At 45.3% G+C, this 26686-nt stretch carries 24 protein-coding genes; 12 read left to right on the forward strand and 12 right to left on the reverse strand.

Going from position 1 to position 26686, the window contains the following annotated elements:
• Window positions 1–727: 727 nt before the first annotated feature.
• The 5 genes from QT998_RS26180 to iscB all read right to left on the reverse strand — a co-directional run bounded on the left by QT998_RS26180 (window position 728) and on the right by iscB (window position 7970).
• Window positions 728–2569, reverse strand: a complete 1842-nt coding sequence (locus QT998_RS26180) for a ShlB/FhaC/HecB family hemolysin secretion/activation protein (protein WP_333218193.1) — start codon at window positions 2567–2569, stop codon at window positions 728–730.
• A 622-nt stretch (window positions 2570–3191) separates the two neighbouring features.
• The gene (locus QT998_RS26185) at window positions 3192–3977 is read right to left on the reverse strand and encodes a PspA/IM30 family protein (RefSeq protein ID WP_333092668.1); all 786 of its coding nucleotides are present in this window, start codon (window positions 3975–3977) and stop codon (window positions 3192–3194) included.
• A gap of 299 nt (window positions 3978–4276) precedes the next feature.
• Window positions 4277–4981 (reverse strand): PspA/IM30 family protein, encoded by a 705-nt coding sequence (locus QT998_RS26190; protein WP_333117196.1) that lies wholly within the window; start codon window positions 4979–4981, stop codon window positions 4277–4279.
• A 145-nt stretch (window positions 4982–5126) separates the two neighbouring features.
• Window positions 5127–6329, reverse strand: coding sequence for an SPOR domain-containing protein (locus QT998_RS26195; protein ID WP_333092669.1), 1203 nt, complete (start codon window positions 6327–6329; stop codon window positions 5127–5129).
• 369 nt (window positions 6330–6698) lie between these two features.
• The gene (iscB, locus tag QT998_RS26200; RefSeq protein ID WP_333117195.1) at window positions 6699–7970 is read right to left on the reverse strand and encodes an RNA-guided endonuclease IscB; all 1272 of its coding nucleotides are present in this window, start codon (window positions 7968–7970) and stop codon (window positions 6699–6701) included.
• 494 nt (window positions 7971–8464) lie between these two features.
• Here iscB and QT998_RS26205 point away from each other — a divergent pair, with 494 nt between their 5' ends.
• Complete coding sequence (locus QT998_RS26205; protein ID WP_333092670.1) at window positions 8465–8749, forward strand: hypothetical protein; 285 nt, start codon at window positions 8465–8467, stop codon at window positions 8747–8749.
• Between the two features lie 236 nt (window positions 8750–8985).
• On the opposite strand, the gene menB is transcribed toward QT998_RS26205, so the two are convergent.
• Window positions 8986–9819: a 1,4-dihydroxy-2-naphthoyl-CoA synthase gene (gene menB / locus QT998_RS26210; protein WP_194070410.1), complete on the reverse strand. Its 834-nt coding sequence runs from the start codon at window positions 9817–9819 to the stop codon at window positions 8986–8988.
• A gap of 448 nt (window positions 9820–10267) precedes the next feature.
• Window positions 10268–10864 carry a TerB family tellurite resistance protein gene (locus tag QT998_RS26215; protein ID WP_194070411.1) on the reverse strand — a complete coding sequence of 199 codons (597 nt, stop codon included), beginning with the start codon at window positions 10862–10864 and terminating at the stop codon, window positions 10268–10270.
• 247 nt (window positions 10865–11111) lie between these two features.
• Here QT998_RS26215 and QT998_RS26220 point away from each other — a divergent pair, with 247 nt between their 5' ends.
• The 3 genes from QT998_RS26220 (at window position 11112) to QT998_RS26230 (ending at window position 13567) form a co-directional block, all read left to right on the forward strand.
• The gene (locus tag QT998_RS26220) at window positions 11112–11549 is read left to right on the forward strand and encodes a nucleoside deaminase (RefSeq protein WP_228050279.1); all 438 of its coding nucleotides are present in this window, start codon (window positions 11112–11114) and stop codon (window positions 11547–11549) included.
• A gap of 747 nt (window positions 11550–12296) precedes the next feature.
• Entirely contained in the window at window positions 12297–13025 is a 729-nt protein-coding gene (locus tag QT998_RS26225; RefSeq protein ID WP_333117192.1) for a lysophospholipid acyltransferase family protein, read from the forward strand.
• A gap of 161 nt (window positions 13026–13186) precedes the next feature.
• Window positions 13187–13567, forward strand: coding sequence for a hypothetical protein (locus QT998_RS26230; RefSeq protein WP_194010985.1), 381 nt, complete (start codon window positions 13187–13189; stop codon window positions 13565–13567).
• 198 nt (window positions 13568–13765) lie between these two features.
• Here QT998_RS26230 and QT998_RS26235 read toward each other — a convergent pair whose 3' ends face one another.
• Together QT998_RS26235 and QT998_RS26240 are read right to left on the reverse strand one after the other, a co-directional pair.
• Window positions 13766–14530 carry an ABC transporter ATP-binding protein gene (locus QT998_RS26235; protein WP_333117190.1) on the reverse strand — a complete coding sequence of 255 codons (765 nt, stop codon included), beginning with the start codon at window positions 14528–14530 and terminating at the stop codon, window positions 13766–13768.
• Window positions 14531–14749: 219 nt separating this feature from the next.
• Window positions 14750–15472, reverse strand: coding sequence for a Uma2 family endonuclease (locus QT998_RS26240; protein WP_333092671.1), 723 nt, complete (start codon window positions 15470–15472; stop codon window positions 14750–14752).
• 535 nt (window positions 15473–16007) lie between these two features.
• Between QT998_RS26240 and gor the strand changes: the two genes are divergently transcribed.
• From gor to QT998_RS26275, 7 genes are all read left to right on the forward strand, one after another.
• Window positions 16008–17351: a glutathione-disulfide reductase gene (gene gor / locus QT998_RS26245; RefSeq protein WP_194070421.1), complete on the forward strand. Its 1344-nt coding sequence runs from the start codon at window positions 16008–16010 to the stop codon at window positions 17349–17351.
• Window positions 17352–17642: 291 nt separating this feature from the next.
• Window positions 17643–18233, forward strand: a complete 591-nt coding sequence (locus tag QT998_RS26250) for a sigma-70 family RNA polymerase sigma factor (protein ID WP_333092715.1) — start codon at window positions 17643–17645, stop codon at window positions 18231–18233.
• Complete coding sequence (locus tag QT998_RS26255) at window positions 18230–18664, forward strand: hypothetical protein (RefSeq protein WP_333092673.1); 435 nt, start codon at window positions 18230–18232, stop codon at window positions 18662–18664. Before QT998_RS26250 ends, QT998_RS26255 begins: the two co-directional genes overlap by 4 nt.
• Before the next feature lie 19 nt (window positions 18665–18683).
• The gene (locus QT998_RS26260; RefSeq protein ID WP_333092674.1) at window positions 18684–19172 is read left to right on the forward strand and encodes a Spy/CpxP family protein refolding chaperone; all 489 of its coding nucleotides are present in this window, start codon (window positions 18684–18686) and stop codon (window positions 19170–19172) included.
• Window positions 19173–19681: 509 nt separating this feature from the next.
• A complete protein-coding gene (locus QT998_RS26265; RefSeq protein ID WP_333092675.1) occupies window positions 19682–20374 on the forward strand; it encodes a YqiA/YcfP family alpha/beta fold hydrolase in 693 nt (230 codons plus the stop codon).
• 168 nt (window positions 20375–20542) lie between these two features.
• Entirely contained in the window at window positions 20543–21262 is a 720-nt protein-coding gene (locus QT998_RS26270; RefSeq protein WP_333117186.1) for an ROK family protein, read from the forward strand.
• A gap of 158 nt (window positions 21263–21420) precedes the next feature.
• On the forward strand, window positions 21421–22656 hold the full coding sequence (locus tag QT998_RS26275; protein ID WP_333117184.1) for a histidinol-phosphate transaminase: 1236 nt from the start codon (window positions 21421–21423) through the stop codon (window positions 22654–22656).
• Between the two features lie 48 nt (window positions 22657–22704).
• Here the strand turns inward: QT998_RS26275 and QT998_RS26280 are convergent, their stop codons facing one another.
• Complete coding sequence (locus QT998_RS26280) at window positions 22705–23142, reverse strand: hypothetical protein (protein ID WP_333092678.1); 438 nt, start codon at window positions 23140–23142, stop codon at window positions 22705–22707.
• A gap of 189 nt (window positions 23143–23331) precedes the next feature.
• On the opposite strand from QT998_RS26280, the gene QT998_RS26285 reads away from it, so the two are divergent.
• Complete coding sequence (locus tag QT998_RS26285) at window positions 23332–23754, forward strand: DUF2358 domain-containing protein (protein ID WP_194011001.1); 423 nt, start codon at window positions 23332–23334, stop codon at window positions 23752–23754.
• Here QT998_RS26285 and QT998_RS26290 read toward each other — a convergent pair.
• Window positions 23747–25399 (reverse strand): mechanosensitive ion channel family protein, encoded by a 1653-nt coding sequence (locus QT998_RS26290; RefSeq protein WP_333117182.1) that lies wholly within the window; start codon window positions 25397–25399, stop codon window positions 23747–23749. The two genes, QT998_RS26285 and QT998_RS26290, sit on opposite strands and share 8 nt — an antisense overlap.
• A 7-nt stretch (window positions 25400–25406) precedes the next feature.
• Window positions 25407–26519, reverse strand: a complete 1113-nt coding sequence (locus QT998_RS26295; RefSeq protein ID WP_333117181.1) for a mechanosensitive ion channel family protein — start codon at window positions 26517–26519, stop codon at window positions 25407–25409.
• Between the last annotated feature and the right edge of the window lie 167 nt (window positions 26520–26686).

Genomic DNA, 26686 nt, shown 5'->3' on the forward strand with positions numbered 1-26686 from the left:
CTATCAACGGCTAAGTTTTAGTCTGAGATTACAAAAAGCGCTCCTAGAAATAGGGGCGCTTTTTGTTTGGGGAAAATCCCATTTTTGTATTAGAACTTACCCATCAAGATCGAAGAAACCAATTTTTTCACCTAATAATTTAGCTCGGAGGAATAATTTTCGTAAAACCATGTTTTTGCCCACTAATTCACACCCTTCCTAATTATGTGTAACTTGAAGCGCACAAATTATTAATACTATTAGTAATGTTCGAGATTTGCGATCGCCCTTTCATGAAAAATCCAGCTTTTGAAATAACTCGACAACCTGCAGAGTAAAGTCAGGGACAATTCAAATTAAATAAATCTCCAGGCCTCTGTCTGCCGCTGCTTCACAAATTCTAAATTCTCACTTTCCTTTTACTTTTAACATTTAACTGCTTGGCAATTGAGGTATAATAATGCAAAGCAAAAATCAAATTGAACCCAAAGAATATCAAAGTTAAAACAAGGGTAAAAAAAGAAGTAAACGACAGCCTAGAAATCATCGCAAACATCGCCAAAATGATAGAGAAAAACCCAAAACCCGAAGCGAAAGAACTTAAAATCAGCAACTGCACCTTAGACATAGTTTAATTTTAAAATTATCAGTAAAATTCACTCTTGGCAGCTACAGACGAGTGCCAAATGATACTTATTACTATATAGCGGAATTGCTCAGTTGCGCCAAGGGCATAACCGCGGTTTGCTTAAAAAGGTTGGAATTCTACTGAAAAATACAGCCCGCGCTCTTGCAAACTTCTGTCTCTCGACTTAAGATCAATCAAAGGAATTCCCCAACCCAAGCGAGCGTTCCACCTCTTGCCGTACTGCCAACGCAAGCCCAATCCCGCTGACAGCAAAGTATTTGTTTCCAAATCCGCCCTAGAGCCGCTATTCCAAACATTGCCAGCCTCCACAAACGGTGTCACTTGCAAAACTCCTTGGTTGTCGCCAATTCGCAAAATCGGATAGCGCAACTCGGCAGAAGCAAAAATTCCGCTATCGGCGAGCAAAGCATCCTGACGGTAGCCCCGCACTGTCTCCGGGCCGCCCAAACCAAATTGCTCCATCGGTAAAAGCTCACCTCCAGCCAACTGCACATCCGATCGCACCACCAGCAGCGTCTGGGGAGCCAACAACCGCACGTACTGCAATTGACCCCGCCACGCCAAAAATTGACCGTCAGGCCCACTGCTGTTCACCGTAGCGCCAAATGCTGCCACTCCCAGACTGAACTGCGATCGCGCCGCCAAGACATCCCTCTCTCCCCTCCGAGTAAAATCCTGAAACAGCCTCAGCGCCGAAACCCGAGTTCTCCCGCGACTGTCAGCTCCCGGCGACAGCGGAAAATCCTCTCCCAGCAAAGATGTATCGCTTTCTCGCCTGCTCGCACCAATACCAAGAGCGATTTCTGTTCTAGCAGTTTGGACGATCGGCTGCCGGTAAGTCAACTCATAAGTCCGGCTCGACGACTCAATATCCAGCGCGTCAAAAGGCTGCTCAACAATATTGCTGCGACTCCTGCTTGCCTGAAAACTTACACTACCGTTGCGTGCATTCACAGGCAGCGCGTAACTAACATCTACAGTATTGCTGCCCTCACTATTTGTATAAATCAAACTCGCACTATCTCCCAAACCCGATAAATTAGCTTCGCGGACTTCGGCCCCGCGCCGCCAACTCCCCACACTCGGAGAGCGAGAATTATCAGTAAAAATCCCAGCTTGGAAAGTTTTTGATTCTTTGACTCGGACTAATAGCACATTAAAACCCGGACGAGAACCCGCTTGCAATTCTGCTGAAATATTTTGGATTTGACCGCTTAGTTGCAGCAGTTGCAGAGCTTCTAACAAACGCTTTTCCTTCAGTGGGCCTCGCGTTGCCAGTGCCAAACGACTTCTGACATAGTTAGAATTCAGCCGCCTAGTTCCGACTACTTTGATACTTTCTAGCTTGCCTTCTAGCACTAATATTTTTACAACTCCACCTGCGAGCGTTTGTGGCTCAATCAGCGCTCCCGAAGTGATATAACCTTTGCTAAGGTACAGTTCATTGATAGCAGAACGAGCTTGCAGCAGTTCGGTAAAAGTCAGCGGGCGACCTACAAAGTTTTTGAGTGCAGCGTCTAATTCTTGCTTGCTAAAGACGGTGCTGCCGACTACTTCAAATCGATCGACCTCGATCGTACCCGGAATGTTGGGTAATTCTTCAGGCTGTGCCGGCACTACTGGCGGCAAAAGCTGTTCTACCGGAGGTAAGGGCCCAGGGGGCGCGGGTTCTGGGAGTGGAGGTGGAGTTGGCAGCAGCGGGTTGGGAATCGAAATTTCCTGTCTGTTTTCTCCTCGGTTCGGCAATTGAGCGAGAGTTTCTCGTGACTGATTTTGGGCCGGTAGATCGAACTCCGGGATGTTGTTTTCTGGCTCTTGACTCTCTTTTTCTAATTCTGAACTTGAGTATAAATCAGGAAGCCGATCGCGATCGTCTGCAGTTTCTGGATTAAGTTTTAATTTAAACTCTAAATTATCATTAAAAATTGGCGACCGGCCCAATGACTCGGCAGCAACCGCAGGCTGGCCAACACTTTGAGCTGTTAGGGGTACGGGCCAAATAACTGGTATTGAACAAGCAAGTGCTAATGTCCTGAAAAACTTGATTCTACAAAACGCTCTGGAATGTGGCCGGGCCATGACAGGTTAAACCCTTTTAGATTAAAGAATTGAACAATTGGGAATGCTTTACAGGCTCGGGGTTGGGAGCTTTCACGCGAGTTCCATTATTTGAGAAAAATGGTGTTAAGTAGAAGGCAGGAGGCAGAGGGCTTGCTTCGGCTTCGCTCTGGACAAAAAGAAGCAAGAAGAGATAGACAGCAAGCTTTTGAGCGATCGGACTCATAGGTTTAATTAGGTGGATTTACTTAGCAATATTTGATAGTTATTTATACTGCTACGAGTAGCCAAGCCGGTGTAATTGCTAATAATAAAGTCACTTTATCATTTTTTTTAAAGAATTAAATTCTTAATTCAATATAAAGATACTTGACAAAATACAAACTTTATGTATTGTAAAATTGCTACTGAAAAAAGCTCCGACTTCCCCAAGCTAGCGCTGTAGGTAGGCGGAGCATTCTATCAAAGCGATGTCTGAGAAATAGGTGAATTTTGATAGAAATTACTACATTTTATTGAGCTGCGATCGCAATTCTTCCAACTCAGCGTCAATCACCGGACTCGACTCGGAGGTACTAGCAGTAGCAGTTTTACCCGCTGCGGGCAATTGACCTTGAGACACCGAACCTCCGCCCAGTTGAGCTTTCATCTGAGCCAACTCGTCGTCAACATCGCCGCCACTTTCGAGCAAGCGGAACTGTTCCTCTAAATTGCTGCCACCGGCCGCGAGTTCTGCTGATGCTCCCGCGCGAGCTTCTATCTGCAAAACTTTTTCTTCCATGCGATCGAAAGCTGCCATTGAACTGCCAGTATTCAGGGTGCCAATGGTGTTGTTAAGCTGTTCCTGGGCCTTAGCTGCGGATATTCTGGCCTTGAGCATATCCTTCTTAGTTTTGGCTTCGGAAATCTTGCTTTCCAAACCGATCAAGTTACGCTTGAGGCTTTCTACTTGACCCGATTGCTGTTCCAAACTACTTTTCAGGGTAGCCGCCGTTTCTGCGTGAGATTTCTTACGCACTAGGGCTTCGCGGGCCAAAGTTTCGTCTCCTTTTTGCAGGGCTAGCTGAGCGCGTTGCTGCCACTGGTTAGACTGGGATTCAGCTTGATTGTACTGAGTCTGGGTACGCTTTTGGGTTGCGATCGCGCTGGCAACGGCTTGACGCAACTGCACCAAGTCTTCCTGCATATCCGTCACGGACTGTTCTAAAATCTTTTCCGGGTCTTCAGCTTTGTTGACCATATCGTTAAGATTGGCTCTGACGACTCGGCTGATGCGGTCAAATAATCCCATAATCCTATTTTTCCTGTGAGGTGTACGAACTAGGCGGTAAGCAGGCTTGATAGCGTTAGCCCGCTTTGAGTTAAACTGATTTGGTCAGATGTTTCGCGCGATCGATCCTTTGGCAATTTTTGCAAACATATAAATACAGTTTAAAGCGATCGAGTCAGTGGTGCAGGCAAACTGATTTGATGCACCTATCTATTGAGTTTAACTTCGATCCGGGAATTCCCCAACACGCTTGTGAAGTATGTCTAACTCGGCTGTTGAGAATTTTTTGCCTTCCCAACTATTTTGCTGCTGGTTCTGGTTCAGGATGCGGGCGGCTCGCCAGAAGGCAATTTGGGTGTATTTTTGCCTGGAAGCATTTGTGCTTTCATCGCCGCCAACTCGGCATCGACATCTCCGGCACCTTCGAGGGAGAGAAACTGCTTTTCTAAATCGTTAGTTCCGAGTTCTGCGATTGCTTCAGAGCGAGCTTCTAGCTGCATGACTTTCTCTTCCATTTTTTCAAAGGCGCTCAAAGCGCTGCCGGTACTGAGATTTCCCATCATTTCTTGCAGCCTTTCTGAGGCTTTTGCCGATCGCGCTCGGGCAATATACATATCTTTTTTAGATTTTGCCTCAGAAATTTTACTTTCGAGCGATCGCATATTGTCTTTAAGTTGAGTCACCACAGCGTTTTGCTGTTGGAGACTAGCTTTCATCGCCGTTGCCGTTTCTTGATAGGTTTTTTTTCGCGTCAGAGCTTCCCGCGCCAAATTTTCCTCGCCTTTTTGCAAAGCTAACTGTGCCCGCTGGTACCATTCTGCCGCTGTAGATTCTGCTTGGGAGCATTGGCGTTCGGTACGTTTTTGAGCAGCAATCGCTCCTGCTACAGCTTGTCTGAGCTGGATTAAATCTTCCTGCATATCCATTACAGCTTGTTCCAGAATTTTTTCTGGATCTTCTGCAGCCCCTATCAAACTGTTAATATTGGCTCGAATCACTCGCCAAAGGCGATCGAATAATCCCATGAGCTCCGTCTCCCGATTTTATTAAATTTTAGATTTAGGGGATGGGGATTGACAATTAAAAAAACAATTTTGTGTTAGACAAAACATCGATCGCTGTCGGGCTTTGTCTAACAATTTAGTTGAATTTTTTTACTCTTTGCCTAGTTTATGGCTGATAGTATTGCGCCTTCACCCCTTTGGCTTGGAGTTCTTTTACCAAACGTTCTGCTGATGCCGCATCATTCAAAGCCCCCATTTGGATCTTGACACCCTTTGAGAAATTCCGCACGTAGGCATCGGGAACTGCGGTTCTGGCTTGCTGGAGAGATTTTGGGTTGGTGTAATCGGTGACAACATAATAGAATCCGTCGGATGCCCGTCTCGGAGTTCCGGCGGGGGCTGCGGCCTGTGGGGCTGCGGCCTGCGGGGCTACGGCCTGCGGGGCTGCGGTCGGTGTGGGAGGCAGTTTCGGCAGTGTCGGGACTGGTTCGGCCGCGCTGGGGCTGGGACTGGGCAGCAAAGCTGTGCTGAGATTGTTTAGTCCTTGTTGGGCACCTCTAGGAGGGTTGCCATCTTCTGTAGGAATTGGGACAGCGCCGACGGGGGCTGGAGGTGCTGGTGGAGTTGGCGGGATCGATGCTTTTGGCGATGGGGAAGCAATCGGGCTGGCTGTGGGCTTGACATTGCTGAGAGTGCTCAAATCTAGATCGACAAATTCCTTGGATACCAGATTTGGAGCTTTTGGCAGTTCTTTGGCGCTGCTATTTGAGGGGGCGCTAGCGGTGGGATTTTGGTTTGTTCCGGGCGCGGAGCGATCGAGCAAACGGTTCAAACCTGTCATTTTAACTACACTTGACGGGTGCATGACTGCGTAGCCCAAAGCTGTACAAGACAGCAGAAACAGCAGCATCGAACTCAGTCCCAAGGGAGTTAACAGACTAGCGGCCAAACTGCGTTCTGCAGGCTCGGTTTTTGCTTCGTCCAAACTTTCTATCAGTTTTTCGCTAGATTCGAGATAGTTTTGGGGTGCAAAGCCACTGCTAGATAATTTCGTGCCACCTCTGGTAGTTGCTAGCGGGGCATCGCCCTGAACGCCGGCCAGGGATAGGGGCAGCGATAGCGGCTGCTGAGTTTCCTCGACAGCTTCCAGCCGTAGGTTTTGGGTATTCTGTTGCTCGGTTGTGGCTGTTTGCTTGCCGGTACGAACTGATGGCGACACCCACTGTTCGGCGCGCCGCCTGTGCCTTCTGTATGTTGTCAGTTCTGCTTCTAGATTTACATCCAAACATCCCAGGGCTGCTTGCAAGGCAGGCTGGATTGGGGTTGATGAGGATTGATTTGGGGATTCAACCGAAGAACGCTTACTCATTAGCAAAACTCCTATCGTGTCTGAATTGATTTTAATGTTTTGATTCTCAACAAATAAACAAGCAGCTTTAAAACTTGCCTATTCTAGAATTAGTGGCTTTTGCCGTCAAGGTAACTGCTGCCCGATCGCCTGATTGCGATCGCCCTTTGCTATTTTTTCATAAGAAAAACGGCTCTCCTGATTTTGTGGTGATAAACAAACCGCATATCCTTACTCGCCCGGGCATCACTGAATCGCGAACAGTTGTGCTTGATACCGTATACACCATAAACCCAGGAGAGCCAAAAAACTCGGTAAGTGGGAAACTCAGCGACTTCAGTCCTGAGAGGAAAACGGCTCGGCGATTTCAATCGCCTTGAATCTTCAAGTTTAAAATGAGTAACTGTAGCCATCTTTGTGGTGAACAGTTTTGCAGTATTTATGACTAATTCCTTGCACCAATTCTGATGTCGAGATATTGAATGAACCAGTCTTTCTAACCGCAATCCGACCAACATATTCACCTATTTTTTTACCACTGGTAACGATTGCTTTTACAATGTCGCCAGTTTGAAAACCTTTGACAAACTTGTTTCTCGGAACGTACCGAGATGGGAATCCAAATTTGTCTGTACGACACATTTGACGAGTCCCGTGTCCAGTTGCCTTGATTAGCAATGGTTTGCTCGTTACGACAGACAAGGATTCAACTTGACCGACACAAGCAGCATCAAGCCAATGAGTTTTAGGTAGTTGCAGTCGAGTACGATTAAACTTTGTCAGTCCACCTGAACCAGTCAAAACGGGCAACCCCGTTTCTTTCAGACGAGAGAACAATGCCCACCGAGTTGAATTCACGGCAGCAGCATCTTTAAGCGGACGTTTTGCTTGTGCAAGGATGTGCTTCAAGATGTCAGGCTTTTCTGCTAAGAATTGCTCAACATCTTGAGTGTTTTTCTTCTGGTTGCACTTTTCGCAAGCAAGGCAGAGATTAGAAATTCGATTGCTTCCACCTTGAGCTTTCGAGTGAATGTGTTCAACTTGCAAAGCTACATTCTCAGCGTTGCAGTAAGCACATTTTCTGTTCCATTTGTTGAGTAGATATTCACGAACTTCGTAACCTTGCAGTTCGCCTTGTTGGTACTCAACGCCGGAAATCTCAGGATTTTCTAGTTGTTGTAGGTCAAATCTGACAAGTTCTTGAACGATCAAACTAATTGGTGCAAGTCTGCGTAATTTGTTAACCCAAGTTAGGGTGGTTTCTACCCGGTGCTGCAAGGATGGTGCTAACCAACCTTTTTGGCGGGTACGGTTTAAAAACCTTGCTTGGCGGTAACGAGTATGACGGTTTCGCCTTCCTCGACGCAGTGCGCGACGGGAATCAAGGCTTGCTTTGATGGTTTGACCCCGATGAGTTAGTTCAGCGCCAAAAATTACTTTTTCGCCTTCTAGTAAAACGATGCCAGTAGTTTTAGAGCCTGGATCTAACTTGAGACTAATTGATTCAATAGTTGCTGTTACCACCTTTTTGAGAATAATGGTAAACGGGAACCTTCTGAAAACAGCCGCTTTACCGGCGGTTAACAACTTGTGTGCCACTGACGGCTTACAAGGTATTAGTGGTCTTTTGTTTGTATCAAGTACGAAAATAAAATTGGACATTGTTGTGTCCCTCCACTTGCGTGTAATGTTAGCTTTGCCAATGTTATAAGAGCTTTTTGAACCTGCAACACTGCCTCAGTGACTTTAAGACTGTTTAATTGCAGATGACAGAGCAGGAAACTAGCTTCGCATTCGCCTGGTGTCGTGACTAAAATAACGTAGATTTCCAGAATCTTAGGCCCGTCAGTATAGCTTGATCGATTTTTTTTACAAGCTCAGTGGCTTTAGCCCTGAGTTACTGACACTTGTTTTACACTTGTGGTTTTTCTTGATCCCTGACCCTTTATAAACTTTTAACCTGTATTTTTACCTACCCACTGAGTAAGAACTGAGCTAATTGTTTCTACATATAACGCAATTATAAATAAATTATAAAATTTAATTATGTATCGGGGATCGCTATAACCTATACAGCATAAAGGCTGGAATGCTCTAAAACCTCCTAGCTCTACAGAGGAGAATTATAGATGAAACTGATTTGTCTAAACACTTTTATGAAAACACCATTAACTTCCGCTTGCCGTCACTGCCACCACTACACTCCTGAAGGAAGACGCGGGGGGGTTTGCGCTTTGCTGAGCGTGCCGGTGCAAAGTCAGTGGAAAGCTTGTACTTTAGCGGTTCCGTCTTTTGGAGAACCTTGGGAAAATATAGCAGAAATTGGAATGTGGCAAGAACAGACTGTGACTGTGCAAGAGGCTGTTACTGTTTCTGAGCGCAATGCCTGCCAGTTGACAGGCACAACTTTAATCGAGCAATCAGCAGCACTGTCGGTTTAGTCGGACTGCAGCAGGAATCATATCATTTTGGATAGGAGCATTGGGCATTTCCGATTCTGGAATTACTGATGGCGATCGCGGTCTGGATTTAACAAAGCAGTTTCATTTTTTTGGTGCTAGTAATATCAATACTTACACTTTTGGACGATCGCCTCAATTCGACTTTTGCAACTCACAGAAATCAATAGCATCTGTAACTGGAATGAGGGAATCAAAAAACTCATTTGTCGATCGAGCTATGGCAGCCACGGATATTGACTAAAATCCGGTTCCCGTTTGTCCAAAAATGCTTGTTTGCCTTCCGCGCCTTCCTGGGTCATATAGTACAGCAAAGTGGCGTTGCCAGCCAGCTCTTGGAGACCGGCTTGACCGTCGCAGTCGGCATTAAAAGCGGATTTTAAACAGCGAATCGCGATCGGACTTTTTTCGAGAATTTCCTCAGCCCACTGCATCCCTTCGAGTTCGAGTTGTTCCACGGGTACGACACAGTTGACTAAACCCATTTCTAGGGCTTGCTGCGCGCTGTACTGGCGACACAAAAACCAAATTTCTCGGGCTTTTTTCTGGCCGACTACTCTGGCGAGATAGCTGGCACCGAATCCACCGTCGAAACTACCTACTTTTGGGCCTGTTTGTCCGAAAATGGCATTGTCTGCTGCGATCGTCAAGTCGCAGATTAAGTGTAAAACATGACCGCCGCCGATCGCGTATCCGGCAACTAAAGCAATCACAACTTTGGGTATCGATCGAATCAACTTCTGCAAGTCGAGCACGTTCAGCCGAGGTATGCCACCTTCGTCTACATACCCCGCAGCACCGCGCACGCTTTGGTCGCCACCCGCACAAAAGGCATATTTGCCGTCAGTGTGAGGCCCCGCACCGGTAAAGAGGACAACGCCGATTTTTGTGTCTTCGCGGGCATCAGTAAAGGCATCGCACAGTTCTTGCACGGTTTTGGGACGGAAAGCGTTCCGTTTGTGAGGTCGATTGATGGTAATTTTGGCGGTGCCGCCGCTTTTGTGATAAAGAATGTCTTCGTAGGTTTTAGCAGTTTGCCATTCAATTTGCATGATCTATCGGTCGATTTTTGATTTTTGATTTTTGATTCTTCGGCTTGCTTCGGCTACGCTCAACACAAGTCGCGAGCGAACAAGTTTTAGATTTTAGATTTACTTGCTGCATTGCATTTGGAAGCATGAACAAGCGTCTAAAATTTGGGAAGCATCCGCTCAACAGCTTCGGGGCGCTATACCCGTTGATTCCCGGTCAAGTTGAGATTTGAAACGCCCGCTGGGGCGATCGCTCCAGCGATAAGTCGCTTTTAGATTTTAGAGGGCATTGGACGCATCAAGGCAAAAGAAATCGGGTTTTTTACCGTTTTGGCTGGCTGCAACCTATGTATTTGTCTGAAAAAACCCGGTTTCCGACCGCTCCAAATGAGCAAACTAATAGAAAAAGCATCAAATTCTTTTCCCGGTGTCTGATTCTTGCACGGCCAAAAAACTTTAAGGCGCTGGATTACTGACGCATTAAAAGAGTCAGCAGGTGCTTTCCTGCTTTGGCAAATACTGGATCGCGGGAGGAGAATTCGCTTGGTGCGAGTAATGCTTGAACTTCGGCAAAAGCTTCTGAGTCGAGGGTTCCTTCTTTTGTAAATAAGGTGTCTATGACTGCAATGTGTCTGGAGTCGAGGCCGAGCCGGTTGGCGATCGACTGTAGGTACATTTGCTCCCGCAGGTCGATGTGTCCGTCTACGGCTGACATTTCGTAGCCGGAACCGATGAGCAACAGCTTTTCTGATTCTGAGAAGAAAGCTGTCAGGGTTAGCAATTCCGTGGGGTTGAAGTAAACTTGCTGTTTGGAGATTCCTTTGACAAGGCGCTGAATTAGTTCTATTCGACTTGGATCGCCACTGGAAAAGGCTTTGAGAGTCTTTTGCAGCCGTTCTTCTTCTTCAATGGCGATCGTCCTGTCGATAATCATTACTCCGCGCAGGATGGAAATTAGAGCAGTCAGAAATACTACCAAGGGAGTGATATCTTGTTGGCGGAGTTTTTGCCGGCTAATCCGGGACAACAGCTCAACAACTTCAGTGCTAATCGTGGTGGTGTCCATAATTTAAAATTACCCTGGATGGGACTGTGATGTAACTTTATTTTTCGATCTTAAGTGTTTTCAACTAGGTAAGTATGCCATAATTTGCCATAAAAACTTGTTTTACTAGCGATCGCACTTATTCGCTCCGCAGCAAGTGTATAAGTAAGACAATGTTAAACGTTTTTAGTTACATAGGTATACCGTGAATTTGCAAACAGAGCAGTTGTTTATTGGTGATTTTAAGTATGCTATTCACAAGGGCTGGATGACTAGGGCTGTGGAACTAGCACGAGCTGCGGGCGATGCGGGTGAAGTGCCGGTGGGTGCTGTCATGGTTGACGGTACTGGTAAGTTGATTGCCGAAGCGCAAAATCGGCGAGAGCGAGACTGCGATCCGACTGCTCACGCTGAAATCTTGGCTCTGCGGGCGGCGGGCAAAGTTTTGCAAGACTGGCATCTCAACCAATGCACGCTCTATGTGACTCTGGAGCCTTGCCCGATGTGCGCTGGTGCGATCGTACAAGCTCGGATCGGTTTGCTGGTATACGGAGCTGATGACCCGAAAACTGGCACGATTCGGACTGCTGCTAATATTCCAGATAGCGCGCCTTCGTGTCACCGCTTGGAGGTACTTGGCGGTATTATGGAGTCTGTTTGTCGGACTCAGTTGCTTTCTTGGTTTGAAGCCCGCCGGAAAATTTAACCTGTTAAATTTTTTACTTTCGATCGACAATGTTTAATCGAACTTGGCCGTATTAACTGAAATAATAAGTAATTGCCCGATCGATCTGGCTCCTGATTGCGGTCGGGTTGACCTCGGTGAAAGCCTCTAACAGATTAAGTTTTGGGGCGCTTTCCGCCGGCGAAAAGCAAAATGCCACTAGCAAAAGTGTCCCCATCGAAAGATTAAAAGTTTGCTAAACAACATATCCTTAAACTCGATCAGAAAACAGGGTTTAAAACCCCGTCCCTTCAGCAAGCTCATGGCAAGCCTTTTAGGACGGCTTTTAATACTGGAAAACTTTTTCAGGCTTGACAGTATTTTCCCTAACTCTAGTACACTAGAGTATAGATACAGGTAGAATAACCGCGAGCATCGAATGGGTGAGAATCCAAAACGACGGGCTAGAAAACAATAATATCTCGTGGGTAGCGAACACCACAAAAACATAGCTAGGGTAGCCACCGCGCACTCCTACCAGAAAACTCAAAAACCTAGTAGTTAGATGTACAAGGGCATACGGGAACTTGGGAATTTATTCCTTAACGCTTGGGGAGACAAGCCCTCTGGGGCTATTCAAATTAGACTCGAAACTTCGTTCAATCGGACGGGTTTTTGGTTTAAATATTGCCGAAAGGATGGATAGTTTAAAGGTGTGTCTGTGAACCAAGAATCCCCGCGCGTTCGCGCGCCCGGAGTGTCAAATATCGATAAAGCAAGTTAACTGCTATGCGCCATAATGCCGCGATCGCCGTTGAGTCCAGTAAATCATCTCTAGTGAAGCCCATGCTTGCCAAGGTAGCACCTAATACCTCTCGCGTTTCTCCTTGGTTAACCTCCTTGCTCTACCCGCTAGGTCACTATGTTGTCCTGCCGTTTTATTTTAGCAAGATTGAAATAACCGGACAGGAGCACTTGCCGAAGGACGGGCCTGTCATCTTAGCCCCTACGCATCGCTCCCGGTGGGATGCGTTGATGATGCCCTATTCAACGGGACAGAAGGTGACTGGACGCGATTTGCGGTTTATGGTAACTGCCGATGAGGTGCAAGGCTTGCAAGGTTGGTTCATCAGACATTTGGGAGGTTTTGCTGTCGATATCAAGCATCCAGCAATTAGCAGCCTGCGTTATGGCGTGGAATTGCTCCTCGACAAGCAAATGTTGGTGATTTTTCCCGAAGGTGGCATTTTTCAGGATGGTGAAGTTCACCCTCCCAAGCCTGGATTGGCTCGTTTGGCAATGCAGGCAGAGTTGAGCCAACCTGGTTTGGGGGTGAAAATTGTACCGATGAGTATCCGCTACCGCCCGCGCATTCCTCGACGGGGTGCTCGTGTCAAAATTGCGATCGGCGAGCCGCTTTCGGTGGCAGATTATGCTAAAGGCGGCAGTAGCAAAAAAGAAGCGCGATTGTTGACTGCCGATCTTGAAATGGCGCTGAAAACTCTTGATGAAAGTTGAAAGTTGGCAGTTGGCAGTTGGCAGTTGGCAGTTGACAGTTGATAGTTGGCAGTTGGCAGTTGACCGAAGGAATAAGTAATTGTGATATAATGTTTTTTGGTGCTGTAGAGAGTTGTGGCACTTATTTTGCTTGTTATTGTCTGTATTAAGGGTCAGCATTAATGGATTGTGCTTTGAACTTTAAACCCGGTCAAATTGTCAGTTTAGAATGTGGAAATGCGTGCCTGCATTCAGAGGTGATTGAAGTGGTTGAGGCACGTCAAATTTGTTGGGTGCGCCCTCTAATGTTGGTGGGATTGGTATCGGGGAAGGATTTGCCCCAAAAGTGGCCGGAAGAATACACTTTATCGGATTTGCGAGATGGTGCTGATTTGCTTTGGCCGTTGAGTTTGTTTCGGGCGGCGCTGGATACGGAGGTGATTTCGCTGTTGACTCAGTTGCAGTCTTTGGACTCCGATCGCAAGGATAGCGCGATCGCGTCTCGGCAACTTAGAGATTTTGTCGATCGAGTTTGGGCCGCTTTTCCGAGTGCTTTTCAATAGTCAGTAGTCATTAGTCATTAGTCATTAGTCATTAGTCATTAGTCATTAGTTAACAGGTTTCCTTTCTATGCTCTAGGCTGGTAACAAGTAGAGAGCATCTGTAGGGAAACGGCGCGGTGGCCTGTCAGGCGCGGGAAACTGCGACTTTTAATAATTGCTATCAGATTGAATATTGTAGCAAAACTTTTGAAATTGGCATTAAAATACCGCGTGAGAAAGCTCTGCCGGATCGAGATTGTTATGAATAACTTGACCGTCGCGGAACCAGACAACGCGGCGAGTTTGGCGCGCTACTTCCGGTTCGTGCGTTACCATCACCACAGTCATGCCGCTTTCATTGAATTCTGTAAAAATATCCATTACTTCTTGAGTAGTTTTTGTATCCAATGCACCAGTCGGTTCATCTGCAAGCAGCAACACCGGACGGTTAACAATAGCCCGGGCGATGGCTACCCGCTGCTGCTGTCCTCCTGATAGTTGATTCGGTCTATTTTGCAGCCGACTTTCCAAGCCTACTTTCGTTAAAGCGTCTACCCCCCGTTCGCGTCTTTCTGCTGCGGGAATGCCTGCATAAACCATCGGTAACATGACATTTTCTAAGGCTGTTAATTGAGGTAGCAGGTGAAATTGTTGGAAGACAAAACCTAATTTTAAATTGCGAATTCCGGCTAGTTCTGCTTCCGGCATTTGGGCGACATCTACGCCGTCTAGGTAGTAACTGCCGCTCGTAGGTCGATCGAGACAGCCGATAATATTCATGGCTGTAGATTTTCCCGAACCCGATGCGCCCATAATCGAGCAATATTCTCCTTGCGTTACTGTCAAGCTGACGCCGTTGAGGGCGCGCACTTCCAAGTCGCCGATGCCGTAAACTTTTGTTACGTCTTGCAGGCCGACGATGACGGGTTTTGAGGTGTCTTGCAGGTGCAGGTCTGGGTTGGTCTGGGTTTGTAGTTCAGGCATTTGTTTTTATGTGCGATCGACACAACTAATTACTAAGTTAACACTTCTTCTCGGTTTTGGCGGCTGGAAGGGCGATGTTTGGACGCTTATAGGACTTACGCACGGGCGGGTCAGAAACCGGGTTTTTTCACTAAAATAATTCGTTATAGCCCGCAAAAACGATAAAAACCCGGTTTCTTTGGTCTTAATGAATAAGTCCTAAATTAAACAATTTGTGGCTTAAATGCGATCGGGATCGATGTTCAATTCGCGCAGTTTTGCCGCCAAACGTTCGGCTCTTTGAGATTCCTGCTCGGCTCTTTGAGATGCTTGTTCGGCTCTTTGAGATGCTTGTTCGGCTCTTTGAGATGCTTGTTCTGCACGCTGGCGGTTTAATTCACCCTGTTCCTCCAATTCCGCATAAGAAAGAAACCTTTGTCCATCTGGTCGATAAATTTCTAACCCATATTCGCCCAACTCAAATCGTACTCCCAATCTAGGACTGATCCAGCCCTCCATCGGCTCAATTATTTCTAAGTTTCCTTCAATTCTTTGCCAACCGCTCAAATCGTTATTTTCTGGATCGTAAAGATAATATTCCTCGACTCCATAGCGATTGTAAAACGCAAGTTTTTTGTACATTTTTGCTTGTCTGTCGTTATGAGAGCGAATCTCAAATGTGACTTGGGGAGCAATATTATCTTCTTGAAATTGCATATAGGAACGTCGCTCGCCCTTTGGTCTACCAAATATTACCATCGTATCCGGTGCTTGAGAAATTTCTGGTCTACCTTGAACTGGATACCAGAGTAAATCGGCTGCTATAAAGACGTTGGGGTCATTTTTGAACAGCGATTCGCAACCTTCTTTGATTGTGACAATTAATTTGTATTGAATTGTGCTATCTGCCATTGGTTGACCGTCGCTGGATGGATAAATAATTTGTTCGTTCGTGACTTGCATAGTGGTTGTCTCCGAGAACTATCCGATCTTAATTATACTATAGCCGAGTCTCAGTTAGCTGAGGTAAACTCCCGTAATGGGTAATCGGTAATGGGCCAGAAATCATAGCTAGTAGCTAACCCAATTCCCAATTCCCAATTCCCAATTCCCAATTCCCAATTCCCAATTCCCAATTCCCAATTCCCAATTACTGCTAAGTAATCACTGCTGACTAATGACTGCTCTTTGAGCGTACTTCATGTTACTGAGAACCGCTATAGTTCCGATCGCCAATCAGCAATAATTTCCTCATCGGCTGCCGCCCCAAAATAGTTACACTTATATATATCTTTTGCGATTTGCTTGTGCTATACTTTAAGAATGGGAGTGGTGGCAGTTTTTAAATTAATGCACGAATTTCTATTGTCTAATAATACCATGTCAAGGGCAAGAAGTAAAGTAGTTGACCCCAAAAAAAATGAAAAATTTTTGAGATATCATGAAAAAAAGTAAAGCGCAAAAATCGTCAAATAAAGATAGGAAACTAGCGACAATTATGACATACGACTACGACTTGTTTGTGATCGGTGCGGGTTCTGGCGGATTGGCGAGCTCCAAACGCGCGGCATCCTACGGGGCGAAGGTGGCGATCGCCGAAAATGACTTAGTAGGCGGCACCTGCGTAATTCGCGGCTGCGTCCCCAAAAAACTCATGGTTTACGCCTCTACATTTTCGCACCTTTACGAAGATGCGGTGGGCTACGGTTGGAGTCCAGTAGAAAGCAGTTTCGATTGGGAAAAACTCGTCACCAGCGTAGACACAGAAGTGCGGCGGCTGAGCAAACTGCACATCAGCTTCCTCGAAAAAGCCGGAGTGGAATTAATCTCAGGATACGCCAAATTTATCGACGCCCACACCGTCGAAGTTGGTGATAAAAAATACACGGCTGCTAAAATCTTAATTGCAGTCGGCGGCGAAGCTCATAGAGTGGACATTCCTGGCATCGAACACGCTATTACTTCCCGCGAAATCTTCTTGATCAAAGAGCAGCCGAAACGGTTGGCAATTTGGGGAGGAGGTTACATCGGCGTTGAATTTGCCTGCATTATGAACGGTTTGGGAAGTCAAGTAACTCAAATCATCCGGCGCGATTTAATTTTGAATGACTTTGATGGAGAAATTCGCACTAACGTGCAGGAAGGAATGGTTAAGCACGGGATCAATTTTGTGACTGGAAGCTCGATCGCCCAAATTGAAAAAACCCCGGAAGGCTTAAAATTAACTTTGTCGGGAGAATCGGAAGAAACCTTGACAGTTGATGCGCTTTTGTGTGCTACTGGGCGATCGCCCAACTTGGAAAAATTGGGTTTGGAAAATGCGGGAGTAGAAACCGATAAAGGTGCGATCGCAGTTACTAAAGATAGCCGCACCAGTCAACCGCACATTTTTGCCGTCGGAGATTGCACCAACCGGATTAATTTAACGCCAATTGCGATCGCCGAAGGACGCGCTTTTGCCGATACTGAATTTGGCAACAATCCGAGAGCAATTAGTTACGAAAATGTGGCCTCAGCCGTATTTTCCCAGCCGGAAGCTGCTACAGTCGGCTTAAATGAAGAGCAGGCTAGAGCAAAGTTTCCCGAATCAATTAAGTGCTACACAGCCAAGTTCCGACCGATGTTTCATTCTTTGACAGGTGCAGACGAAAAGACTTTTGTCAAGTTAGTTGTTGAGACTAATACTGACAAAGTTTTGGGCGTACACATGGTGGGGAAAGATGCGGGCGAGATTATTCAAGGTATGGCGATCGCGGTTAATATGGGAGCGACAAAGAAGGACTTCGATGTGACTATTGGCATTCATCCATCGACTGCAGAAGAGTTTGTGACTCTGCGGTAAATCTTAAATCGGGACTGCCCGCAAATTACTCGTATTACTCGTTACCAGGCTCTGCCTGGTAACGCAGATCCAGAGGCTCTGCCTCCTTTTTCCCCAGCGAGGCAGAGCCTCTAGATATAGGTTCCCCGGCAGAGCCAGGGAACCAGTCAAATCAGTTAAACCCATGCGGTAGTTGGTTTTCGCTTCTTCCTTCTTCCTTCTTCCTTCTTCCTTCTTCAATAATTTGAACCTTTTTCACACCTCTCCTGTCTAAACACTTCAGATAACGAACTGGTGGGGGAGACTTCACAGGTGTTAGGTGTGTCAGCCAATGTTTTAAACGATGACTGTTCCGACTCGGACTTAGTTGCTGAGTGTCTAAAGGGCGATCGCACTTGCTTTCGCTACCTTTACAAACGCTACCAACACAAAGTCAGGTCAACCCTTTACCAACTCTGCGGCCCGTCACTTCTTGACGATCTAGCACAAGAAGTATTCCTGCGAGTCTGGAAAGGATTGCCAAAACTCAAGCAACAAGACAATTTTTCTACTTGGCTTTATCGAATCACTTGGAATGTGGCTTCCGACCAAAGACAAGCATTTGCTAAACAGCATTCTTTTGACTCCAAGCTCAAAAATCAAGAAACAATGGATCGAGTTATTGTCAACAATCACACATCCGACTTGATGCAGTTACACTATCAAGATTTAGTGCAGCGCGGCCTGGATAAATTGAGCTTTGAACACCGTAGCGTTTTGGTGTTGCACGACCTAGAAGATATCCCGCAAAAAGAAGTATCCCAAATTTTGGGACTGCCATCAGGGACTGTCAAATCTCGCGTGTTTTATGCCAGAAATGCTATGCGGCAATTTTTGCAAAAACAGGGAGTTCACGAACTATGAAGGACGGAAATAGTGACAAAAAATTAGTTAATTTTTTAAAGCAACATCGCCCAAATGTTCCTGAATCTGCCCCAGATTTTGAGCTAAAACTTTTAGCAGCAATAGATAGGAATGAGGCGACGGTAGAGTTGAATCACCTAGGAGAAGCGCGATCGATCGAGGCTACTAAAAAGTCAAAAATCCTCCGTTTTCCCAAATGGGCTTTTCCTACTGCGATCGCTGCAAGTCTGCTAGTTTTTGGGTCAGGTTATCGCGTCCTAGTTACCGCACAACATCAAAAGGATGAGGCGGCACACCTAGAAGCATTTCTGGTCAATAACTGGGAGGCTGTATTGAAGGAGCCTTCAGCGGACAACTTGCTGGAACGATCGCCAACTGACTTGTTTAATTACGCTGTTACTCCTGACAGCGAACAACCAAAAAATAACTAATCTCAAAGAGGTAATTTTCATGTCTATTCGCCGCATTTCTGCCCTAGCAGTTTTAATGTTAACCCTCGGCACTACAGCCGCTGCGACAGCCGTTTCTGCCCCCGCCCAAGCGGAAAAAATTGCCCAAAATCAGCCTTCCAATCGACCCGCTGGTAAGAAAGGCGGGCTGTTCGAGCAACTCAATTTAAGCGCCGATCAAAAGCAGAAAATGCAGGCTGTGCGCGATCGCTACAAAGACCAAGTTTCCCAGCGAATGCAAGCCGTCCGCCAAGCCAGACAAGAATTGGAAACAATGATGTCTAGTGCGACAACAAATGCCAGCCAAATGCGCGATAAAAACCGCCAAATCATGGGATTGAGACAGCAGTTAGAAGAAGCGCAATTTGAAAGTATGCTAGGAATGCGAGAAGTGCTCACGCCCGAACAGCGCACCCAACTATCTCAACTAATGCAGCAGCGCAGGGAAGCTGCTAAAAACCGGAGGCAAAACAGCCAAAAACCGCAGTAACATACAAGTAGTTTTGAGTCGATATTCTAGTATTTCAGGTGCGTGCTACTCAAAAATCAATTTGTAGCCTGCGCCTGAAGCACAGGAGAGTTAACTGTCAGCCACTAGAACTCAGTCAAACTGCAAAAAGTAATTTTACCCGCTAGTTATATTGGCAAGGTGTGCAGTGTTTACCCTACAATTAAGTTGTAAGGTTTGCACTGCACACTTTGCTGATTAAAGTTACAGTAATTACAGTTTGCGCTCGCATTAATACCATATAAATCAGATTTTTATCGGGATTATATCATGTCCGATAGACTACCATAACAAAAACGGTTCGTAGTGTGTCCTGGTTTCCGCTCCGGGATTGCGGTAAAGTCCGCACGCGCGATCGTTACTTATTGCGGTCAATCTGTCGGATATTCTATTAAAGGTTTAGATGCAGTTTTTTGGGGAAACGAAACGATTTTTAATCAAACAATCCGTCCGGGACTAAATTAGTTAGTAAATCTCATCAAAATTTCGGAATGAATATACAGAATAATTCAACTTACATTTATTTACACGGATTTGCTTCAAGCCCAGATTCCGCTAAGGCTAAATATTTCCAAAATCGCTTTTCTTCCCTAGGGATTGACCTAAAAACTCCCGATCTCAATCAAAACGATTTTTCCCGTCTCACCCTCACCCGCCAATTAAACCAAATAGAAACAGAATTTTTGCCAACCCAATCTTCTCCATCTCCGGCAGAAAATGTAAACAATCTAGGGGGAGTTACAATCATTGGGTCAAGTTTTGGCGGCTTGACGGCGGCTTGGTTGGCCCAGCGACAATTATCGGTAAAACGAATAGTTTTGTTAGCGCCCGCTTTTCAATTTCTCTCTCACTGGCTGCCGCTGTTGGGACAGCAACAGTTAGAAAAGTGGCACTCCGAGGAGTATTTACCAGTTTATCATTATGGCGAACAGCGCTATCTGCCACTGAATTATCAGTTTGTGGCAGAAATGTCTCAATACCCTGACGAAAAATTAATGCGGTCAGTCCCTACGTTAATTGTTCACGGGAAGCATGATACAATCATACCGATTCAAGCTAGCAGAAATTTTTCCGAGCACCGTCCCTGGGTGCAATTAATCGAATTAGAAGACGATCATTCTTTGGGAAATGTCCTAACGGAAATTTGGGAAGCGATTCAAAAGTTTTGCCAATTTCCCCATTAAACTTAGACTTCACCAAAAAATTGGTACAAGTTTCCGACAATCCCAAAGTATCGAACATAAAATTTTAGACTTTTGTTCAAACTCTCAGATTTAATGGGAGAGTTAATCGAAAATCTAAAATTCTTCAATTTCAAATCGACTTACCAACTTGCAAGTGTCAACAATCAAATGACTGAACAAGATTCATCGACTCGCACCTTAGCCGTTGACATTGGCGGAAGCGGCATCAAAGTTATGGTTTTGAATGCTGAAGGTGAACCTCAGACGGAACGCAGCCGTTTAGAAACGCCTCAACCGCCGAAACCGGAACCGGTATTAGAGGCGATCGCCTCTTTAGCAAGCGCACAAGGAGAATTTGACCGAGTATCTGTCGGTTTTCCCGGCGTGGTTTGTCGCGGAATCACCAAAACCGCAGTAAATTTAGATCCGTCTTGGGTCGATTTTGACCTAGCAACTACCCTCAAAGACCGTTTGGGAAAACCTGTACGAGTGGCGAATGATGCCGACATTCAAGGATTGGGATCGATCGCTGGGACGGGGGTAGAATTAGTAGTTACCCTCGGCACAGGTTTCGGTTCTTCCTTATTTGTCGATGGTATTTTGGTGCCAAATCTAGAGTTAGGACATCACCCGTTTCGCAAAGGGGAAACTTACGAACAGCAATTAGGGCGATCGGCATTAGATGCAGTCGGCACCAAAAGATGGAATCGCCGTCTGGAAAAAGCGCTGGTTTCTCTGCAAAATCTGTTTAACTGCGATCGGCTTTACATCGGTGGCGGCAATACAAAAAAAATTGCTTTTGATTTACCGCCGCAGGCTAAAATAGTACCGAATGTGAGCGGTTTGTTGGGCGGGATCGCTTTGTGGCGCGATTTAAATAATCATTAGTCATTAGTCATTAGTCATTAGTCATGGGTCATCAGTTATTTATTTGTGAAAATGAAGAATTTACCAACTAGATATTATAGACTAATGACTAATAACCCTAATAGTGTAAAACTAAATCATAATTAAACCATCTACAATCTCAGACCTGAAATCATACTATGCTGCCTTTTATCCGCCAAGATTTAGCCGAACTTGCCGCCTACACTCCCCATCCGGGCGGCGCATCACCAGAATCAGCGCACTCGGAAATTGTAATCGATCGCCTAGACACCAACGAATGCCCCTACGACTTACCAGAAGAATTAAAACAAAAGCTAGCTTGGACTTACCAGCAGTTAATTGAAACAAATCGCTATCCCGACGGAGGCCACGCAGCACTCAAAGAGGCGATCGCCCAATACGTCAACGAATCCCTAAATGTCTCCCCCCTTAACCAGGGTGTTCTCCTAAATGTCTCCCCCCTTAACAAAGGGGGCCAAGGGGGAGTTACACGGCCCAAAAATGCCATTACAGCCGACAATATCTCTGTCGGAAACGGTTCCGACGAACTAATTAGATCGCTCTTAATTGCAACCTGTCTGGGTGGCCAAGGCTCAATTTTAGTCGCCAATCCCACCTTTTCGATGTATGGAATTATCGCCCAAACCCTCGGCATTCCCGTTGTCAGTGTTGCGCGAAAAGAGGATAATTTTGCGATCGATCTAGAAGCAGCAAAAAGAGCGATCCTTTCCGAGGGCTGCGCTAACGCCCAAAATCAAAATCCCCCCGTGCGCGCCGTCTTTGTCGTCCATCCCAATTCCCCCACAGCCAATGCTTTGACACCAGATGAGGTGGATTGGTTAGAAACCTTACCGCCCGATATTTTAGTAGTAATTGACGAAGCTTATTTTGAATTCAGCCAAAACACCTTAGCAGACAGATTGCACCAACACCCGAACTGGGTAATTTTGCGAACATTTTCCAAAGCATTTCGACTAGCATCAATGAGAGTCGGATATGCGATCGCCCATCCCGAATTCACAGCCGCCTTAGAAAAAATCCGCCTACCCTACAACCTCCCCAGTTTATCGCAAACCGCAGCCGAATTCGCCCTAGCCCAGCGACAGCTACTGCTAGCAGTAGTTCCCGAAATTATAGCCGAAAGAGCCAAATTAATTGCAGCGCTAACTCAGCAGCCAAAATTGCAAGTTTGGCCCAGTGCAGCAAACTTTGTTTACCTGCGGGTGAAAGCCGGTGAGGGTAAATCGGCAGAACAGGAACAGCAACAAATCATGCAGCAGCTAAAAGCTAGAGGTACTTTGATTCGGCACACCGGCGGAGGTTTGCGAATTACGGTAGGAAGTCCCGAGGAAAATCAGCGCACAGTCGATCGAATCGCAGCGATTTTAACTTGACAAAAGCCCTTAAAAATGGTATGAATTGAAGCAAATTACTATCCATTTTTAATTGTCAATCTGTCGCGCTGCCCGAATAGTTTGGGGAAATACGCCTACTAAAAGTGCCAAAGCTTCATCGGGAATTTGTGCCACTGTTTCCCCATCAAAATATTGTTCAAACTGAGTTAAAATCATTTGTGCCCGTTCCAAAGCTACAGGCTTGGCCGTTAACTGTTCCGTTAACCGCACCCAATGCCGCCGAATTTCAAAAGCTTTCTGTTTTTCTTCGGGGGATTGAGGACAAACCAAACAAAAATCCCCCACCGGAATCGCCCGCACAGAGTCAACATCAAAAGCACCGCCAACCGCAGCCCCCGGCCCGGCAAACTCTGCGTGAAAGCGTTTAATCAAAATTAGACCGTTCCGGCGACGGCAATCTACCATCAACAGTTGGCCGTTGTTGATTTCTGCGAGAATTTCAGAGGGGTTCGTGTACTCAGTCAAATCTGTGCCAAGGTTTCGATGTCGCAAGTCCGGGTCTGCACAAAGGCAGATGCGGACAATAGCGTTAGAGTTAAAATCAGAGCTGGATGAAATCTCAAATCTGCGATCGTCCAGCGATCGAGATTATTCATTTAAACTTATAAATTAATACTGTCACAAGGTGGTAGCTTGAGCGCGATCGAATATCAAATGCAGGTAAAACAAGTAGTAGACACCCTGAAAGCGGATCTCCCGACGCTGTTTGAGAAAGACATCTCCTACGACATATACACAAAAGCCATCTATTTTCAAGATCCCGTCAACAAATTTAAAGGAAAAATCAACTACCGCATTATCTTTTGGACTTTGCGATTTCACGGGCAGCTATTTTTTAACGAGATTTACTTCGACCTCCACGACGTAAGTCAGACAGCCCCTGATACTATTGTGGCAAATTGGACTGTGCGCGGGACGCTGCGCGTACCCTGGAAAGCTCAAATTTTCTTTAACGGCTACTCTACCTACAAAATGGATGAGGACGGCTTGATTTACCAACATATCGACACTTGGGACAGAAAACCCGGAGAAATTTTAAAGCAGTTTTTGGGCAAGGGAACAGTTTTACTCAAATAGTAGCAGGGGACTGCACGTAAACCGTAGGATTTTCCATCGTAAACACAATACCGTGGACTGCAAGAGATTTAGCAATTTGAACGCTTGCTAACTCTAATAGGCGTTTACGCACCTCAACCGCATTATCCTGAGAGCCTAAAATTGCCAAACTAACCCTTAATCTTTTTCCCGAACCATCGGCGAGAGCAATATTTGTGCTGTTAGGATCGATTCCTGATAGGAAAACAATTTTTTCCATGATAGCTTGCTGCACTAGAGCATATTCTCGTTCTCCTAAAGCACTTGCAAAGTCCATATACAGTAACACCATAATTTTTTTGGCAAGAGTAACGTTTTCAATTTCTACACTGACTAATATAGAATTGGGCATCACAATAATTGTACCCGTACCGAGAGAACGAATTTTTGTCGATCGTAAGCCAATACTTTCTACTTTCCCCAACTCTCCAGCGGGTAGACGGATATAGTCACCAGTAACAAAAGGACGATCTAAATACAATACTAGAGTAGCAATCAGTTGTTCGAGAATTTTTTGTGCTGCAAAGGCGACGGCTAAACCAACCAACCCCAAACTAGCAACCAAGCCAATCAAGTCAAAGTTTACGCTGCGGGCAAATGTCACCAGTGCTACAATAAAGATAAAGATATTCAACACAGTCTCAAATACTAAAATTGCATCATCGGTACTGGGATTAAATTTTCCCCCAAACTTGAATCCATAGGTACGCAGGTAGCGGCTAGTAACTTTTGTAGATAACCAATACAGACAGCCAACTACAAATAAATTAGCAATCGGTTTTAGCAGCTCATACACAACTGGTGCTAATGTTTCTAGCAAGCTCAGAGACCAACTGATACAAATAGAGAGGACTGAAAATTGTACGAGAATTTCGCTTGGTTGAATAAGTGCCCGGTAAACATTTTCTGTTGAATGCAGATCTAGCTTTTTGATGGCAAATCTCAATAAGGCTGGAGCGTAGTGGCTAAATACAAAAGAGCTTCCTAATGCTCCCAAAAATATCAGCCACTGGGGCTGAGAAAATGGGGAAAAAATCTGATAACGAATACTTCGCAATACCGGGAACCATTCCGCACACACTAGGACAATCGCTAACCAGGCAAAACTAAAAAAAACCTTGGTAAAACCACCAGTTTCCCACTTAGCTATTTTAGCGACAATTACCAATAAAAACCGCAATACTATAATAATTCCTATGCCAATTAAAACCCACAAACTTCTCTCCACAATGTATTGTGAAGTTCGTTCTTTTTTAGCCTTGGCGACCGCCCTTTCTAGAATAGATTCCCATTGTTTAGCTTGTTGAGATAAAGAAAAGTTTGGTAAAACATCGCTAGCGGTAACTGTCAACAAGTAATTCTTATTTAAAGAAATTGAAGTAGCGCTTGTATTAGGATAGTTACGCACATCAAAATTTATGACTTTCTCATTAGAAATCGCATCAGCCAGTAATTTATTGGCAAATTCGGTACGATCTAATGCTGAAGATCGATCTACAGGTTGTAAATAAAACAGCGGAATGCCATCAACTACTACAGGAGAACGAGCGCCGTCAACACTTAGAGCAAAACTAATCGGAAAAGTCGCCAAAAACCCAGCCATGACAAATAAGAAGATCAGCTTCATTGGTCGTTTAAATAGGAATTGGAGCATCCACATAAATCGTTGGTTGGTTAATGGTGAAAGAAATATTATGTTTTGGGAGTTGTTTGGTGATTTGTTGGGTAGCTAGATCCAGCAATTGCCGCCTCAAGTCCATAGATAATTCATTAGAACCCAAAATGAAAAAAGAAATTTGAGCTTGGTTGTTACTGAAGGAAACCTCCGTGCTGCGCCAGTCTAAACCAAAAATGTCCATCGTGCTTTCCATCACAGTTTGACGGATTAGTGCTTCATCCTGAGCAGATACCTGTTCGGGAAACTCTAGCATCATAATCGACATGACTTTCTTGGCGCTTGTATAGTTCTCTATGGTAACTTCTGTCAGCGAATTATTAGGAATAACTGTGAGGGTACCTTTACCAGAGGTACGAATTTTTGTTGACCTTAAACCAATACTTTCGACTCGTCCAAAAGTGCCTTGTTTTCCCATAGGGCCGTCGGATAAACCAATATAGTCTCCAACTTGAAAAGGGCGATCGAGAGTTAATACAATTCCTCCTAAAAATTGTTCTAACGTCTTCTGAGCAGCAAAGGCAATAGCAACACCTCCAATCCCCAAGCTAGCAAGTATGCCTCCAACATTAATATTATGGCTAATGCAAAAGACTAAAATGATTATTACAGCGATCGCAAAGTCTCCCAGATAGCGAATTAAAAAGATAGACTCGCCTCTTACTTTCGGGTTGGAGTCAAAGGTTGCGCCTAAAATTGTGCTATTAAAAACTTCTCGAAATAAACTTGACACTAGCCAACCGGCAGAGCAAGTGATGCCCGCACTCAAACCAAACTCCATCAATTTTAGCCATTTAGTGTGAGGGATTAAAACTAACATGACTTCCATCGCCGACAGAGTTAATAAAATTAAAATTAGGTTTTTAGAGGCAAGCAATACACCAATATAAGTTTTTTTCAATAAGCTTGGGGCAAATAAAGCTAATATCAATCTCAAGGTTGGGAACACTACCAGTCCAGCTAATCCCCCAATTCCTCCAGCTAGAAAAATTAGGATAACTTGCAAAAAGCGATCGCCATAATTTAAAGGCAGTTGTGTGAACATAAATAGCACATTAATTGTTGTTGTCATGGTCAAACCAACTGTATTATAATAATAGTTGACAATTGATAATTGACAATTGACAGTCGTCATTAGTGCGAGCTTGAAAACTCGCGAACCTAGTCATTAGTCATTAGTCATTAGTCATTAGTCATTAGTCATTAGTCATTAGTCATTAGTCATTAGTCATTAGTCAT

This window comes from Microcoleus sp. S1D4, from assembly GCF_036700765.1.
GTDB lineage: Bacteria > Cyanobacteriota > Cyanobacteriia > Cyanobacteriales > Microcoleaceae > Microcoleus.